The sequence below is a fragment of the Paenibacillus sp. 8b26 genome (assembly GCF_050626875.1).
Taxonomy (GTDB): domain Bacteria; phylum Bacillota; class Bacilli; order Paenibacillales; family Paenibacillaceae; genus Paenibacillus.
In genome coordinates this window covers 3,712,475-3,727,947 of sequence record NZ_CP192445.1, presented here as the reverse complement: position 1 = coordinate 3,727,947, position 15,473 = coordinate 3,712,475, and the positions used below count along the sequence as shown (strand labels likewise).

The following is a 15,473-nucleotide window of genomic DNA, read 5'->3' as shown; positions in this document are numbered from 1 at the left end:
TTAATCTGATTCTCCCCTTGAGTAGGGATTCGTCCGTGCCTGGGAATGCTTGAGTACCGAGGTAACATGAACCCGAACAGTACTCTCTGCAAAATGTCGACTCCACTGGGTAGAGAGCTTCTTCCATTGTTCAGGGTGGCTTTTCTCCAGCTCATTGCCAAAACCGAGGACATCGCTACGAGTGCGCTGAATTTCCCTGATAGCCGAATACACAATTTTTTCGGTTTCCTTCCTCCATTGCTCCTGTAAGCTTTTCATTACTTGCGGACTTTTCAGGTCAATCAGACATTCGGCTTCCTCTACCGCTCCGGTTTGTTTAATGTCAATTAAAAACACAGGCTCTCCCTGTTCCATCAAACTGTGTATATGTGTTTTGGAAAACAAGGTGTTGATCCCGATGATTTCATTCTTCTGACCGCAACGGAGCGTCGTTTCACCGCTTTTCACCTTGTTGTTCACTAGGGACATCCCAATGGCATTTTCATTGTCCACCCATTGGATGAGGCGACCCTTCTGGAACACCCCCATACCTTTAATGCCCACAATAGCCTCCGGTAGAATGCTGTCCACATTGGATTTTTGAGGTGCCTTTTCCAAATCCCCTTCCACTTCTACACCCGTAAGGACAGGCCCACCGCCCTTAATCTCCATACTGCGAATGACATCGTCCAAACTCACTGCGTAATTCCCGGCGTACAGACGCTGAGAGGTTTCCAGCTTCCCCGAGATATCATTAGCCGGAATACGGCCGATGGCGGTCATCATTGCCAGTACATCCTTTGCCGTCTCACCGCGCGCTACCAGCATTTTCATGGTCAACCGTGCCTCCGTATACCGTTCCAAAAAATCCAGCGTATCGCCGATTCCACGGCGGGCCAGCTTTTCTCCAATGACCACCAGCCTCGCATGGGCCAGAGAAATTTCCCGTGGAACCTTCTGCGAAGCTTTGCGAATGGCCTGAAAAAGACTGTTCCCCTTCTGCCGAAACAGAACGACAGGAGTGTCACCTCTGGCTTTGGCCCCGGCAATTTCATCTGCTACGATGACCTGTAGGGAAACCTCATAATCCGATTCCCCATCCACATCAATGCCTATAGCTGCTACCACCGCTCTCTGGTTCAGCTCTACTGAATCCCAGCAACCGGATAGAAGAGGAATCAGTATTAGCCCCACCAAACCCAGTACCCACATTCTCCATTTGACGGTTACTGCACTTCGTTCATTCCTCTTCGCCTGATGCGCCATGGGCTCCCCCCTCCTGCATCGGTGTGCTTTTGTTGGCAGCGGGGGTGTCCTCTTGCCCCTTCATACGGTTTGGATTCGCTGATGTAATATTTTCAGGCCGTTTCCGCATCATCCAGGATGGAAGCCGCAATACGGCATCCTTTTGACTCTCCAGCACGAAGGGACTAAAGGGAGACATATAGGGCACGCCGAAGGAGCGCAGGCTATTCATGTGAGCGATTAGTGCAATCAACCCTAATGTAATGCCATACAGACCCATAACCGCAGCCAGCACCATAAAAGCAAAACGAAACAGTCTTCCGGCCACCGCCATGTTATAGGCTGGAATGGCAAAGCTGGCAATCCCGGTCAGCGCGACCACAATCGTAAGCAACGGAGTCACAATCCCCGCCTCCACGGCCGCTTGTCCCAATACAAGCGCACCGATTACGGATACCGTCTGCCCGCCCACACGCGGCATTCGAATACCGGCTTCACGCAATATCTCAAAGGTGATTTCCAAAACAAACGCCTCCAGAAACGCCGGAAAAGGGACGGACTCCCGCTGAGCCAGCAAGCTGATGAGCAACGGGGTGGGTATCATTTCATAATGGTAGGTGGTTAAGGCAATGTAGAGAGAAGGCCCCAAGATCAGAATGATAAAGCTGATATATCGGATAAGCCGGACGACGGTCGCCATATCGTAGCGCTCCGCATAATCCGAAGAACTCTGAAAAAATTGGGCAAATACCGTAGGCATCACCAGCACAAACGGGGTGCCATCCACGATCAATGCCACCCGTCCCTCCATAATGTTGCTGCTGACCGTATCCGGTCTTTCCGAGTTATAGATGGTTGGAAAAGGGGTGAGATTATGGTCCTGTATCATCTCTTCCACCATGCCGGATTCGAATATCGCGTCAATATTGATGGATTCCACCCGTCTGCGAACCTCTTTCACAACGCTTTGATCCGCAATATCCTTCATATACAGCATAGCGACGTTTGTTAAGGAGGTGCTTCCTACCTTGAATATCTCCAGTGTAAGATCCGAGCTTTTAATCCTCCTGCGGACCAGCGATACATTGGTGAACAGGGATTCCACAAACCCATCCTTCGATCCCCTGACGACAGACTGTGTGGTTGGCTCGTTGACCGCCCGCGCCTCTCCTCCGTGTGTACCGCACGAGATGGCTTTTTCACAGCCTTCCAGTAAAATGATCGTGTCTCCCATAAGGAGATGCTCCATCATGGTATTCCAATCATCGCAGTCCTTCACCTCACCCAGCGAAAGCGCATGTCCCTGTATCCGTTTGTACAGCCCGTCTGCGCTTTCTTCCTCCGCAGCTACCTCGGCGAAGGGGCCGCTAAGCAACGACTTCATGACGAGTTCATTCACTGCATCCGTTTTGACCATACTATCCAGAAAGACAACCGCGGCAGGCACGCTCGCCTTTAGACCCAAAGCAAAGTGGCGGACCATAAAATCAGGACTGTCTGAGGTCAATTCCTTAATCTGCTGTAAGTTGGTTTCCACATTAGCTTCAATCTTTAAAGAACGCGAAGAACTTCCACTATTCGAGTTCCCAATTTTCTTGTCCGCACCCGACTTTTTGCTATGTTTGCGATAGGGATAGCGAATCATGAGCAAACCTCATCTCCAGAAAGGCAGCGATAGACACCACCCATTTTTCCTTATTTTTGTATGTTTGGAGTATGCTCAATCTATTCCCAGTTATGCACTGGTCCTATGCCTGAAACGCTATAATCCACGCTAACGTATTAAATTTCAATAAAGTTCTTCATTTTCAAGCTTAATGACATTTTTTTTGATAAAATGAAGTAATATGCCTCTCGGGAGGGTTAGCATCTTGTTTAGTACGTTTTTTGTAAATACCTGTATTCTTGTCACCTTTCTGTATATAACCGGTCTCATATCGCAAAGATATAAAATACGTCTCCAAAATTTAAAACGCAAGGCTCATTGGATCGGTGGCGCTCTATTTGGATGCTATGGCATTATCTTGATGTACTATTCGTTCCCAGTGGGTTTTAATACAATTGCCGATCTTCGTCATCTGGCCATCGTAGCTACGGCAGCTTACATTGGCGGACCGGCAACACTCATGGCTACCCTATTTATATGCTTAGGCAGATTAATGCTGTTTGGTATCACCACTCAAGCCATTGTGGGGGCTTTCTTTATGATGCTCGTGGGCCTGGGTTGCGCTTTACTGTCACATCTGTCCTGGTCACGTTTAACGAAGATGATGATGATGAACGTTTTCGCTTTGGGCATTATTTTCTGCTCTCTCACAATTAATTTGAATGATATTAATGATGTTCTGGACGTTTATCCACTCCATTTTGTTGTTTCTATGGCAGGCGGATTTCTTCTGTACATCATTGCTGAGTCCATCAATACCTCCAATGAGCTGTTACTTCGTCTGGAGCATACCTCCTATACAGATCATCTCACCAATTTAAGCAACAGAAGACAGCTCGAATTTTCATTGGAAGAGCAGCTTCCTCAAGCTCGTCAACGTCATGAGCATCTATCTGTACTTGTATTGGATATTGATCATTTTAAGGAAGTGAACGATACCTACGGTCATGCGGCCGGGGATGCGGTGCTGCGTCAGCTTGGTCAGATTTTGATGGACAAATGTCGCTCCTCTGATGTGGTAACCCGCAGCGGCGGAGAGGAATTCACCGTACTTCTGCCGAATTGTGCTTTCCGGCAAGCGTTACGCATAGCGAATCAGATCCTTGGCGGGGTAGATCAGTACGAGTTCGTTTTATCGGACGGGCTTGTTCTTAAAGTCACGGTGTCTATCGGTGTAACGACCTTTCCCGATACCGGGGAGGATATGTCCGGGGCTGCTTTGCTGGAACAGGCGGATAAAGCACTATACGAAGCTAAAAATGCAGGGCGTAATCGGGTCTGCTCCTATCAGGTATAAAGCCGGGGCATTCTTTTTCATTTACGATTGCGCACAATACGAGTACCCCTACAGAAATAGCCGATACAACCCTCTCTCGGAAGAGTCGTATCGGCTATTATCCGTTTGAAAAAAATGTGTTAATCCCCTTTGGAAGAAGCCTTGGCATCCTTGCCTTCACGATGACAACCGCCCACCACCAGCGTGGTACGCTTGGCAAGCGAAGCCAGGGTATGGGATTCCCATACTTCCAGCATCCGGCGTTCGCTCTCGGCTACAATTTCCGATACGGCTGTCGCCAAACCCTCGCAAAAAGGGCTGCTCTGCGGCTCATGCATCATGCCGGGAAAAATCGGATCGCATATTTCAATGGCGTGGTATATATCGGCGAGTGTAATATGATCTGCCGAGCGGGTAAGCACATAGCCCCCCTCACGGCCTTCGCGTGCCGCAATTAAATCTGCCTGTACAAGTCGCGTCAGCACCCTGCGCACCAAGGTTACTTCGCAGTCAATGGAGCGGGCAATGGAAGCGCTGGCACACAGTTCTCCATGCTTTTCCAAATAGACAAGCGCCTTGACCGCGATTCCAAGCCATTTGGGCGTTGCGGTGCGTAGTCTTTTCTCACTATTCAAATGAAATGACACCCCTAAGCTGTAGAAACTTCGTTGAATGCATTGTACGTGAAGTAGAAAGCAAGTTCAAGCCTGAAGGCCGGAATCCGCTGTAATCGAAGTGCGTAAAGCAAAGTGACTCAGTCGCACTTCACCACTTAACCACAGGTACACATCACGTGTACCTGTGACTGTATCCAGTACTTCGGAAAGGGTAACCCATGCTTGTGCCCCTCCCGTATCACCGACGTTCATACGTGCTACAGCTTCGCCATCCGGTGCATCCAAGCGAAGCTCCAGCGCCGCATCACTGCGATTGCCTGACACGCGGCACTGAAGTTGGGTCACACCCGCCGTTCCCAACTCGACGCCGTGAAAGGCAATCCAGCCGGGACGCTGAGGTGAGCGCGGACGAACACAGGCCTCCTTTTGCTCCTTGCTTTCATCCAGCAGAATACCAGAGCAATCATCAAAGTTTTCAGCGCGGATGCTTTGTCCGACTTGGCGAGGTGGAATAGCTTCGCCTCGAACGTGAACCCGTTGTTCCAGCCGGATATCCGCTGAAGAAGCGCCTGCCAGCAATGTATATTCGCCTGATTCAACACAATAGCGATCCCGTGTGACATCCCAAATTGCCCAGTCCTTTACCCGCACCGTAAATGTAATCGTTCGCGTCTCGCCCGGCTCCAGACGAATACGCTGGAATCCGCAAAGCGTCTTCAACGGTCGCTTGACCCGCGAGGCCCCGGACCGCACATATAATTGTACAACCTCTTCCCCGGCGGTTATGCCCTGATTGGTCACATCCACCCACACTTTCAGAGTATCCGAGGCATCAAGTGTAGCAAGAGAGTTGACGCTACCTTCAGTGACAGAGCTATCGTTCGTATCGGGCGCTTGGGCATCTGTACGCACATGGCTGTACTCAAATGGAGAATACGTCAAACCGTGGCCGAATGCGTACAAGGGTTCACCTTCAAAATATTGGTAGGTACGTCCGCCGCGAATAATATCATAATCCTTGATATCACCCAATTGATCCTCCGCTTGATACCATGTCATATTCAAACGGCCCGCTGGCGCATAATCCCCAAACAACACATCTGCAATTGCTGTGCCATGCTCCTGCCCGGCATGAGACGTGTATACGATAGCAGGAATATGCTCCTGCACCCAAGGGATGGCAAACGGATAGCTGCCCGTCAGAACCACAATGGTATTTGGGTTTACCCGATACACTTCCTCAATGAGCCGCTGTTGGGATGCTGCCAGTTCAAGACCCGGACGGTCATTCTCTTCCTTGCCGTTAATCAGCGGGTGATTGCCGACGAATACGATTGCCGTATCTGCCGCTTGGGCAGCGGCTATCGCTTCCGCTACACCATCTGACACTGTATCTACCCGGAAAGCTGTATCTACTTCCGGGGCTATCGAAGCCATCGTCCCGTCGCCCGTTACTGCGTTAGGCACGGAACTCGCAGCCTCGGCTACCTTCAATGTGCCCTCTGGCCCTGTGATCACAGGCTTGCCGTTCCAGGTCGTCCACAGACTACCTCCGTTCTCAACAGGAGTCACCCCGAAGACTTCTTTGACATACCAGCCATATGCTTCCTTAGCCGTCACACGAAGCGTCTCCTCATCGCTCGTCACATAGGTGCCCAAACGCTCGTCGGTCAACGTGACGCTACCGTAGCCCCAATTGCTCACGGTCAAAATCGTCGGCTCGGCATCAAGGGACAGCCGCATATCACCGGAAGAATTGACCGTAAGCTTCGCTCCGTCAGTCACCGCCGCGAAGGTCACACGATCCTTGGCATCGCGGTATACGACGCGCTCCTGCCCGCCTTCGCTTTCCAGCTTGGCGCGAATCGCTTCCAACGGTGTCACCCGATATGGAAGAGTACCGGAATACCAGTCGCGGTATACCTCATTGCCGAGTGCCCCGATCACCGCCACCTTGCCGCACCCCATAGGGTCCAGCGGCAGGAGCTTGTGCTCATTTTTCAGTAATACGATCTGCTCCCTCGCTGCACGCAAGGACAGTTCACGGGCTTGCTCTGTCATCAGGGCCTCTTCCCCGATCAAGGCATAGGGATTGTCTGTCGCCGGATCAAATTCCCCCAGACGAAAGCGAACACGAAATGTATGGAACAACGCCTGATCCAGATCCGTTTCTTGCAGGGTTCCTTGCGCCAAAGCATCACGAATGGCCTGCTTGGACAAATCCGCATCATCCGTAATGCTGTCGATCCCCGCGCGAATAGATTCAGCCACACCCGGCGTGTGGGAGTCATAATACTGATGATTCTTTACGATCCCCATCACATCACCGGCATCACTGACCACAAAGCCGTCCATTCCCCATTCGTCCCTGACAATATCGTTAACACCGTGATACAACGTAGCAGGTGTCCCATTAATCAGGTTATAAGAGGTCATCATGGACTGGGCTTTGCCTTCCGTAAAAGGCTTCTCAAAGGCTTTCAGATAGTATTCACGCAGGTTTCGCGGGTCTATGCTGGAGGAATCACTTCCCCGGTCCACCTCGTTATTGTTTCCGAGGAAATGCTTTAATGTCGCACCCGCTTTCAAATATACCGGATGATCACCCTGTATGCCTTTGACCAATTCCTTTGCCAGTTCTCCCGTCAAATACGGGTCTTCTCCATACGCTTCCTCATTACGCCCCCAGCGCGGATCACGCTCCATATCTACGGTTGGTGCCCATAACGTCAGTCCGTTTAGCGCCGGGTCACGGCGGTAGTATACACGCGCTTCATCCGAAATAACCGAGCCGACTTGTCGCATCAGTTCCGTATCCCACGTGCAAGCCAACCCCACAGGTTGCGGAAATGAAGTCGCCTCTCCCAACCAGGCTATACCATGTGCTGCTTCCGTACCATGCTTGTAGGCGGGGACTCCCAATCGTTCAATGGCAGGCTGATATTGCAGCATGGATTCAATCTTTTCCTCCAAGGTTAGCCGAGACACCAAATCCCGTACACGTTCGTCCAGATGAAGCTTCGGATTTTGAAAAAGATATTCTAAATCCGTTGTTTCATGACTCATATCCGTCATCTCCTTATCCCAATCAAAATATGATGAAAAGGTGTATGAAAGCGTTTTAATATATCATAACGAAAAAGGAGGACCCCAGCAACAACGCCGAAGCACTCCTTCTATCACTCATGTCATTACTTGATCTTGATCTCCATTAAGTTGTCTGTCTTTCCACCAAACTAACCGGCAACAATTGCTGCTGCTCACCACTTGGCGTCTTCCCTTCAATCATCTCCAGCAAAATGCCGCAGGCCTTATCTGCCAAAGCAGCCTTATCCTGATTGATGGTCGTCAAAGGAGGATTGCAGTACTTGGAAATCGTGTCATTGTCAAAGCCCACAATTTTAACCTCGTCGGGAACTTGTATCCCATTTTCCTGCAAAGCAAGCAAGGCACCCAGTCCCAGCCAGTCATTGGTAGCAAAAATACCGTCAAACTTCATCTTGTTTTCAATCAACTGCTGCACCTTTTGTTTAGCTGCATCCAGGTTGTTATGATCGCTATGAATAGCAACATATTGCTCTTTACCTAGCATGAGATTGTGCTTTAACATCGCATCACTAAACCCGTTCAAACGTTCATTCACGGATGAAAGGTTTTGCTGTTTAGTGAGTACCAAAATGCGACGACACCCTTTTTGAATGAGCTCTTCGGTTGCCATAAACCCGCCAGCATAGTGATCAGATGCTATAAAAGCAACGTTAGAGTCAATCTTTGGACGGCGGTCAATACATACAATAGGTATCTTCCGTTTTAATACATCTGTCAGCACTTCCTCCTGACCAGATATACAAACCAGACCATCGACCATTTTACTGTCCAATATTTTCAAATATTCTTTTTCTTTTTCGGCGCTCTTGGCTGTGTTGCAAATAATCGTCGAATAGCCCAGATCGAAAAAAAACCTTTCAATTTCCTGTACGATCACCGAAAAGAATTCGTTGTTAATGTCGGGCACCAGCACACCGATTGTCTGTGATTTGTTCATACGCAAGCTTTTCGCAATACTGTTCGTCTCGTATTGATACTTACTTATAATGTCCATCACTCTTTGACGGGTTTCATCCGAATAACGCCCGTTCTCATTGATGACCCTGGAAACGGTTGCTACAGAAACTCCACTTAATTGTGCAATTTCCTTCATTGAGATTTTGTTGCTTTTCATAGTCATCTTCCTTACAAGTTGAGATCATTTCAAAGAATTCTAAAACCCTGAAAAATGTTCAACTGTAGGCGGTAAAGCACTTACCGGATTAGGGAGAGGCCACGATACTTCACAGCCTCTTACTCCAACAGTCGATATTTATATTATAAACCATCTTCTGCCCCCGGCGATACATGTGAAGGTATATGATAAATGCATAAAAAAATTGTATATTTTCTTCAATAAACAAAGCAAAAAATAATATTTTTTGGTATAATCAGGATATACAATCGAAGGAGGAAAGGTTTATGAAAAATACCGGAATGACACGGCCTCTGGATCAATTGGGGCGAATCGTGCTTCCCAAGGAAATGCGCACCACGATGGATATCAATATTGGTGATTCGCTCGAATTTTTCGTGAATGAAGAAGGATTTGTATTAAGGAAATATACAGGTGTATCCTGCAAATTTTGCGGCGCAGTTGATCATTTGACTTATTTTCGTGATAGCTTTATTTGCGCCGATTGCATTCAGGTATTAAAGACAGAGGAACATGTACATCCCACTAGCACCGAAGCCATCCAGGCTCAAGAACATACCAAGCCGGTTCGTAACCATACAACCTGGCAGCCCAAGCAATCCAGAGTCCAGCAAGGAGAAATGGTAAAAAAGCTCCGAAAGCTGATTCAGGAACATCCCAACCTGCCGCAAAAGGTATATGCCGAAATGCTCGATATCTCACAAGGCCGGGTGTCCCAACTGAAAAAGCTGCTTTAAATTATTCAGTAATTTATTACAAAAAATACTCAGATCCAATGGATTTCCATCCTATTGTTTTCTGTCAAATATTCGATCGTCAGGTGTAGAATAAGGAGCGTATTTGTTGATGTGTTCCTAACTTTCACCTGACTTTTTTGTGCGTTCTCCTCCCTATCGACGTGACAATAGTCACATACGCTCCATCCATCCATATATACAATATATAGACTGAAACAATTGGTTAGTACACGATATCGTCAATATGTTGTTTTTGGGAGAATAATATATATTTTACTATATGGAGGGTTTTGCGATGAAGGTGTTGGAGGAACATCAATTATATGACATCGGCGAACGGGTCATTGGGGCACAGGATTTGGACATGCTACGGGAGAATGCAAATTTGAATGGAGAATCGTTCAGCGGCAAAATGAGCAAGCTCGGTTCCGAGTACGCCAAGTGGTATGCACGCCTACGTGTGCTTCCGTCTGAACTGACGGACGCGATTGACCGTGGATATGTATATGTTCACGATTTGGACCAATATGCGCTCGGGACTACGAACTGTATCTTTATTCCTTTTGGTCGCTTGTTGCAAGACGGTTTTAATACAGGCAACGGCTCTGTGCGCACACCGCAAACCATTATGTCTGCTATGGCACTGGTGGCAATCATATTCCAGTCTCAGCAAAACAGCCAATTTGGAGGCGTTTCTGCTAATAAAATAGATTGGGATCTCGCTCCATTCGTGGCCCGGTCTTTCCGCAAGCATCTGCGTAAGGGACTCCGCCTGTTCGGAGAAGAAATAGAGCCCGCTCTGCCTGATGACGAATTACATTTAGCCAACAGCCTATTACAGGAGGCATGCCCTCGTTCATACGCATTTGCACGGGAAGAAACAGAGACGGAAACCCGGCAGGCCGCCGAATCCCTTATTCATAACCTGAATACCATGAGCAGTCGGGCAGGCGGGCAAATTCCGTTCACATCACTGAATTACGGTATGTGCACTTCTGCTGAAGGGCGGCTTGTTACGCAATCATTGCTGGAGGCCACTATTCGCGGCTTGGGCAGCGGGGAAACCCCTATTTTCCCACAGCATATTTTCCAATGCAAAAAAGGAATTAATCAGGCAGAAGGGGATATCAACTATGACTTGTTCCTGCGGGCAGTAGAATGCTCCAGCAAACGTATGTATCCCAATTTTGTCAATGTGGATGCTACCTTCAACCTGCCCTATTACCGCGCAGATGATCCGGATACCATTATTGCGACGATGGGCTGCCGCACCCGCACCATTGCTGACCGTTTTGGCAGAAACTGTCAGAGCGGCAAGGGTAATCTCTCATTCAATACGATTAATCTGGTGCGTCTTGGCATTGAATACGGCATTTGCACAGGCAAGCGCAAGGCACCTGACCGGGATGGCTTTGATACCAGACTGGAAGAGGTTTTGCGTATTGCCGTGGACGGACTGATGCATCGCTACCATATACAGACCAGCCAGCCGGCCAAGGCCTCAGACTTTATGATGCGCGAAGGGGTATGGGAAGGCGGAGAAAAGCTGGAGCCGGATGAACAGGTGGGTAACGTACTGAAGCATGGTACGCTGTCGGTCGGGTTTATCGGGTTGGCTGAGTGCATGAAGGCACTGTACGGCAAACACCACGGGGAGGATGACGCTGTATACCGCGAGGCGCAGCGAATCATAGCTTCCATGCGTGTCTACTGCGATCGGATGAGTGAATTGCATAACCTGAACATTACGCTGTTCGCTACGCCTGCCGAGGGTCTGTCCGGTAAATTCACGTTGCTGGATCAGCGGGATTTCGGTGTCATTCCCGATGTGAATGATCGTGAATATTACACGAATTCTTTTCACATTCCTGTGTATTACACGCTTCCGGCTGCCCGTAAAATCAGCCTCGAAGCCCCATTTCATAACCTGTGCAACGCTGGCGCGATTTCGTACATTGAGCTGGATGGCAATGCGCGGAATAACCCGGAGGCGTTTCTTAAAATTGTACAATATGCGCTTCATCAAAACATTGGGTACTTCTCCATCAATCATCCCGTAGATCGCTGCCCGGAATGCGGCTACGAGGGCATTATCGGGACAAGCTGTCCCCATTGCGGTGCTGATGAGGAACATACGCATTTTCAGCGCTTGCGCCGGGTAACCGGATATCTGACAGGTGATTATACCGTCCGGTTCAACGCCGCAAAACAAGCCGAGGTACGTGACCGGGTGAAGCATCGGTGAATTTATGCGGCTACATTCCGGAATCTCTGAACGAAGGACACGGCCTGCGCACCGTTGTGTTCATTAGCGGTTGCCGCCATGCCTGCCCCGGCTGCTTCAATCCGGCATCCTGGAGCTTCCGTTCAGGCGAACCGTTCACACCGGAGCGGCAGCAGGAGGTTATCCGTGACATCGCCGATAATCCATTGCTGGACGGGTTAACCCTTTGCGGCGGAGACCCCTTTTTCTCGGCAGCGGAATGCTCGCAGTTTGTGCGCGACTTCCGCGCAGCCTGCCCTGACCAAACCGTGTGGGCCTATACGGGCTTCGTCTACGAAGAACTGCTTACGGATCAGGCCCGGCGGGAGTTGGCACTGCTGTGCGATGTGGTTGTGGACGGTCCCTTTGTAGAACAGCAAAAGGATCTGACTCTTCCCTTCCGAGGCAGCCGCAATCAGCGACTGGTTGATGTGAAGGCCAGCATTCTGGCAGGATCTACCGTTACATTAGCCTGAGGCGATGTTATACTCGCATGAGTTGTTATGCCTTAAGACGAGTCCTTTCCCTATGGGAGGACTTGTCTTTTTTTGCGTGTAATTGACAAGAGCGGTGCTTCAAGGTGCTTCAGATCGGGAACACGGGATAGCGTACTGATGAGCAGAACGCTTTTAATAAACTTGAATGTGCTTCCATGAACTTAATCGTTTCATTGCAGGTTCAAACGGAGTTTCTATTGCGCATCCCGCAAGTTTCACTTATGATGGTGAACAAGTATACGAGTGCATAATTATTCGTCATACCATAATCGCATAGCTTGGAGATAGGTGTCTGTTCTATTCAGTTCAGGCTTAAAAGGGAAGCCGGTGCAAGTCCGGCGCGGTCCCGCCACTGTAAACGGGGAATTTTCAGCTGTTGATACACCCACTGGTCCACAGACCGGGAAGGAGCGCTGAAAGTCATGATTCGTAAGTCAGGAGACCTGCCTATTTCAACAACATCGCAAGTACCTACGGGAGATAGGGAGGTGTTAAGAGCCGTCGCCGAATTTTTATTTTTAAATAACGGAGGCATTCTTTCCCCTATTCATTTTTACCCCGGGGAGGAATGTCTTTTTTTTGTACGCAAAAATAAACTGGCTACCAGCCTGGGAGGAAAAGTACATGTCATTAACCGAATTGCCTGAATTGCCCGGCTTGATCAGCAGTAACCTGGGATATCCGCGTATCGGCGGGAACCGGGAATGGAAGAAAGCACTGGAACGCTTCTGGAAAGGCAGCATGGATGAAAGTGAACTGCATATCGAGATGAAACGATTGCGGTTGGAGCATCTGAGCAAGCAGCGTGACAAGGGAATTGATCGAATTCCAGTCGGAGACTTTTCCTATTACGATCACATGCTGGATACATCCGTGATGTTCGGTCTGGTGCCGGAACGGTTCAACTACCGTCCCGATGGGCCTGTTCCTCTGTCCGTCTATTTCGGGATAGCCCGTGGACAAAAGGGTGCCACCGCCAGTGAAATGACCAAATGGCTGAATACCAATTACCACTACATCGTACCGGAATTGGCGAATGCAACCCCGGTGTTCACCGAGAATAAGCCGTTGCAGGCTTATCGTGAAGCGAAACAGGAGTTGGGCATTGAAGGTAAACCCGTCATGATCGGTCCTTATTCGTTCGTTGCTCTGTCCAAAGGCTATGATCGTAAGGATTTGGCCGCCATTGTACGAAGCTTCCTGCCACTGTACGCCCGCGTCCTGTCTGAGCTGGCTGCGGAAGGCGTTCAGTGGGTGCAGGTGGATGAGCCTGTCCTGACCACCTCATTTCCGGCAGAGGATTTGGACATTATTCAGGAGGCTTATGAAGCTTTGGCCGAGGCTGCTCCATCCTTAAATATCGTGCTGCAAACCTACTTTGGCAGTCTGGATCATTATGAGCACCTGTCCACGCTCCCGGTACAGGGATTAGGTCTGGATTTTGTACATGATGATGGCGAAAACCTTCAACATGTGCTCCGGCATGGCTTCCCCGCAGGCAAAACGCTGGCCGCTGGTGTTATTGACGGGCGCAATATATGGCGCTCCGATCTGAACGACGTAGCTGTGCTGCTTGGACAGCTGGCGAAACAGACAACCGCCGCCCAGCTCATCGTACAGCCATCATGCAGTCTGCTGCATGTGCCAGTCAGTCTGGAAGCAGAGCATAAGCTGGACCCAGACCTGGTGCAAGCGCTGGCCTTTGCCGATGAAAAGCTGGAAGAAATCGCAGCTTTGACCGCTGCGCTTGGCAAACGCGAACCCTCGGCACTTGCCAAACTTGAGCAGAGTGCGGACGCGGTAGCTCGTTTCAACAGCTCGGCGGCACGAGTACAGACCGCGGCCGATATGGCGGCTCTACTGGCGAAAGAGCCGCAGTCACGCAGCGTTCCCTTCGCTGAGCGTCGTGTGATCCAGCAGGACAAGCTGAATCTGCCTCCACTGCCTACCACGACGATTGGCAGTTTCCCGCAAACAGCTGAGGTTCGCAAAGCCCGCCTGCACTATCGCAGAGGGGAATGGTCTGCCGAGCAGTACCGGACATTCATTCAGCAGCAAATCAAAGAATGGATTGATATTCAGGAGGACATCGGCATTGATGTGCTTGTACACGGGGAATTTGAGCGGACCGACATGGTTGAATTTTTTGGCGAAAAGCTGAAAGGCTTTGCCTTTACACAAAACGGGTGGGTGCAGTCCTACGGCTCCCGTTGTGTCAAGCCACCGATTATATACGGAGACGTGTCGTTCGATCAACCGATGACCGTGGAAGAAACGGCCTTCGCCCAATCGTTGACCTCCAAGCCAGTCAAAGGGATGCTGACAGGTCCAGTAACGATTTTGAACTGGTCCTTCGAACGGAATGATATTCCTCGCAGTCAGGTCGCTTTACAGTTAGCACTGGCTCTGCGGGCTGAGGTAGAAGCACTGGAACAAGCGGGGATTGGCATGATTCAGGTGGATGAGCCGGCGATCCGTGAAGGGCTTCCGCTGAAAAAGGAACAGCAGCAGGCCTATCTGGAGTGGGCGGTTCAAGCCTTCCTTGTGACCACTGCCACTGTCGAACCCGCCACCCAAATCCATACGCATATGTGCTATTCCGAATTTCAGGATATGATCCAATCCATCTCCGATATGGATGCCGACGTTATTTCTATCGAAACCTCGCGAAGCCACGGAGAACTGATTGTCAGCTTTGAGGATCAGGTGTATGACAAAGGCATTGGTCTGGGCGTATACGATATCCACAGTCCGCGCATTCCCGATGTATCGGAAATGCTGAGTATGATCCAGCGTGCCCTGCGCGTACTGCCTTCCGATTTATTTTGGGTCAATCCAGACTGCGGCCTGAAAACCCGCACCAAGGATGAATCTGTAGCTGCATTGCGGCAAATGGTGCTAGCCGCTCAAGCTGCCAGAGATTCGTTGACTGTATCCAGCTAATTTCTAT

General features: G+C 49.7%; 11 protein-coding genes and 1 riboswitch. Of the genes, 6 read left to right on the top strand and 5 right to left on the bottom strand.

Annotated features, from left to right (window positions below):
- Both ACQ4MX_RS17150 and ACQ4MX_RS17145 read right to left on the bottom strand, forming a co-directional pair.
- Complete coding sequence (locus tag ACQ4MX_RS17150; RefSeq protein WP_431086200.1) at positions 1-1,245, bottom strand: Ger(x)C family spore germination protein; 1,245 nt, start codon at positions 1,243-1,245, stop codon at positions 1-3.
- On the bottom strand, positions 1,220-2,869 hold the full coding sequence (locus tag ACQ4MX_RS17145; RefSeq protein ID WP_431086199.1) for a spore germination protein: 1,650 nt from the start codon (positions 2,867-2,869) through the stop codon (positions 1,220-1,222). The genes ACQ4MX_RS17150 and ACQ4MX_RS17145 overlap by 26 nt, the downstream gene beginning before the upstream one ends.
- Positions 2,870-3,095: 226 nt before the next feature.
- Here ACQ4MX_RS17145 and ACQ4MX_RS17140 point away from each other — a divergent pair, with 226 nt between their 5' ends.
- Complete coding sequence (locus ACQ4MX_RS17140) at positions 3,096-4,187, top strand: GGDEF domain-containing protein (protein ID WP_431086196.1); 1,092 nt, start codon at positions 3,096-3,098, stop codon at positions 4,185-4,187.
- A 119-nt stretch (positions 4,188-4,306) separates the two neighbouring features.
- Here ACQ4MX_RS17140 and ACQ4MX_RS17135 read toward each other — a convergent pair whose 3' ends face one another.
- From ACQ4MX_RS17135 to ACQ4MX_RS17125, 3 genes are all read right to left on the bottom strand, one after another.
- Positions 4,307-4,801, bottom strand: coding sequence for an RrF2 family transcriptional regulator (locus ACQ4MX_RS17135; protein WP_431086195.1), 495 nt, complete (start codon positions 4,799-4,801; stop codon positions 4,307-4,309).
- A gap of 66 nt (positions 4,802-4,867) precedes the next feature.
- Entirely contained in the window at positions 4,868-7,849 is a 2,982-nt protein-coding gene (locus ACQ4MX_RS17130) for a glycoside hydrolase family 3 C-terminal domain-containing protein (RefSeq protein WP_431086194.1), read from the bottom strand.
- A 145-nt stretch (positions 7,850-7,994) separates the two neighbouring features.
- Entirely contained in the window at positions 7,995-9,005 is a 1,011-nt protein-coding gene (locus ACQ4MX_RS17125; protein ID WP_134912067.1) for a LacI family DNA-binding transcriptional regulator, read from the bottom strand.
- Positions 9,006-9,292: 287 nt separating this feature from the next.
- Here ACQ4MX_RS17125 and ACQ4MX_RS17120 point away from each other — a divergent pair, with 287 nt between their 5' ends.
- The 5 genes from ACQ4MX_RS17120 (at position 9,293) to metE (ending at position 15,466) form a co-directional block, all read left to right on the top strand.
- On the top strand, positions 9,293-9,763 hold the full coding sequence (locus ACQ4MX_RS17120; RefSeq protein ID WP_431086191.1) for an AbrB/MazE/SpoVT family DNA-binding domain-containing protein: 471 nt from the start codon (positions 9,293-9,295) through the stop codon (positions 9,761-9,763).
- 295 nt (positions 9,764-10,058) lie between these two features.
- The gene (locus ACQ4MX_RS17115) at positions 10,059-12,008 is read left to right on the top strand and encodes an anaerobic ribonucleoside triphosphate reductase (protein WP_431086188.1); all 1,950 of its coding nucleotides are present in this window, start codon (positions 10,059-10,061) and stop codon (positions 12,006-12,008) included.
- Positions 12,005-12,502: an anaerobic ribonucleoside-triphosphate reductase activating protein gene (nrdG, locus tag ACQ4MX_RS17110; protein ID WP_431086187.1), complete on the top strand. Its 498-nt coding sequence runs from the start codon at positions 12,005-12,007 to the stop codon at positions 12,500-12,502. The genes ACQ4MX_RS17115 and nrdG overlap by 4 nt, the downstream gene beginning before the upstream one ends.
- Before the next feature lie 290 nt (positions 12,503-12,792).
- A riboswitch (cobalamin riboswitch) is annotated at positions 12,793-12,988 on the top strand.
- Complete coding sequence (locus ACQ4MX_RS17105) at positions 12,946-13,170, top strand: hypothetical protein (RefSeq protein WP_431086186.1); 225 nt, start codon at positions 12,946-12,948, stop codon at positions 13,168-13,170. It overlaps the preceding riboswitch by 43 nt.
- Positions 13,148-15,466 (top strand): 5-methyltetrahydropteroyltriglutamate--homocysteine S-methyltransferase, encoded by a 2,319-nt coding sequence (metE, locus tag ACQ4MX_RS17100; RefSeq protein ID WP_431086184.1) that lies wholly within the window; start codon positions 13,148-13,150, stop codon positions 15,464-15,466. Before ACQ4MX_RS17105 ends, metE begins: the two co-directional genes overlap by 23 nt.
- Positions 15,467-15,473: the final 7 nt, after the last annotated feature.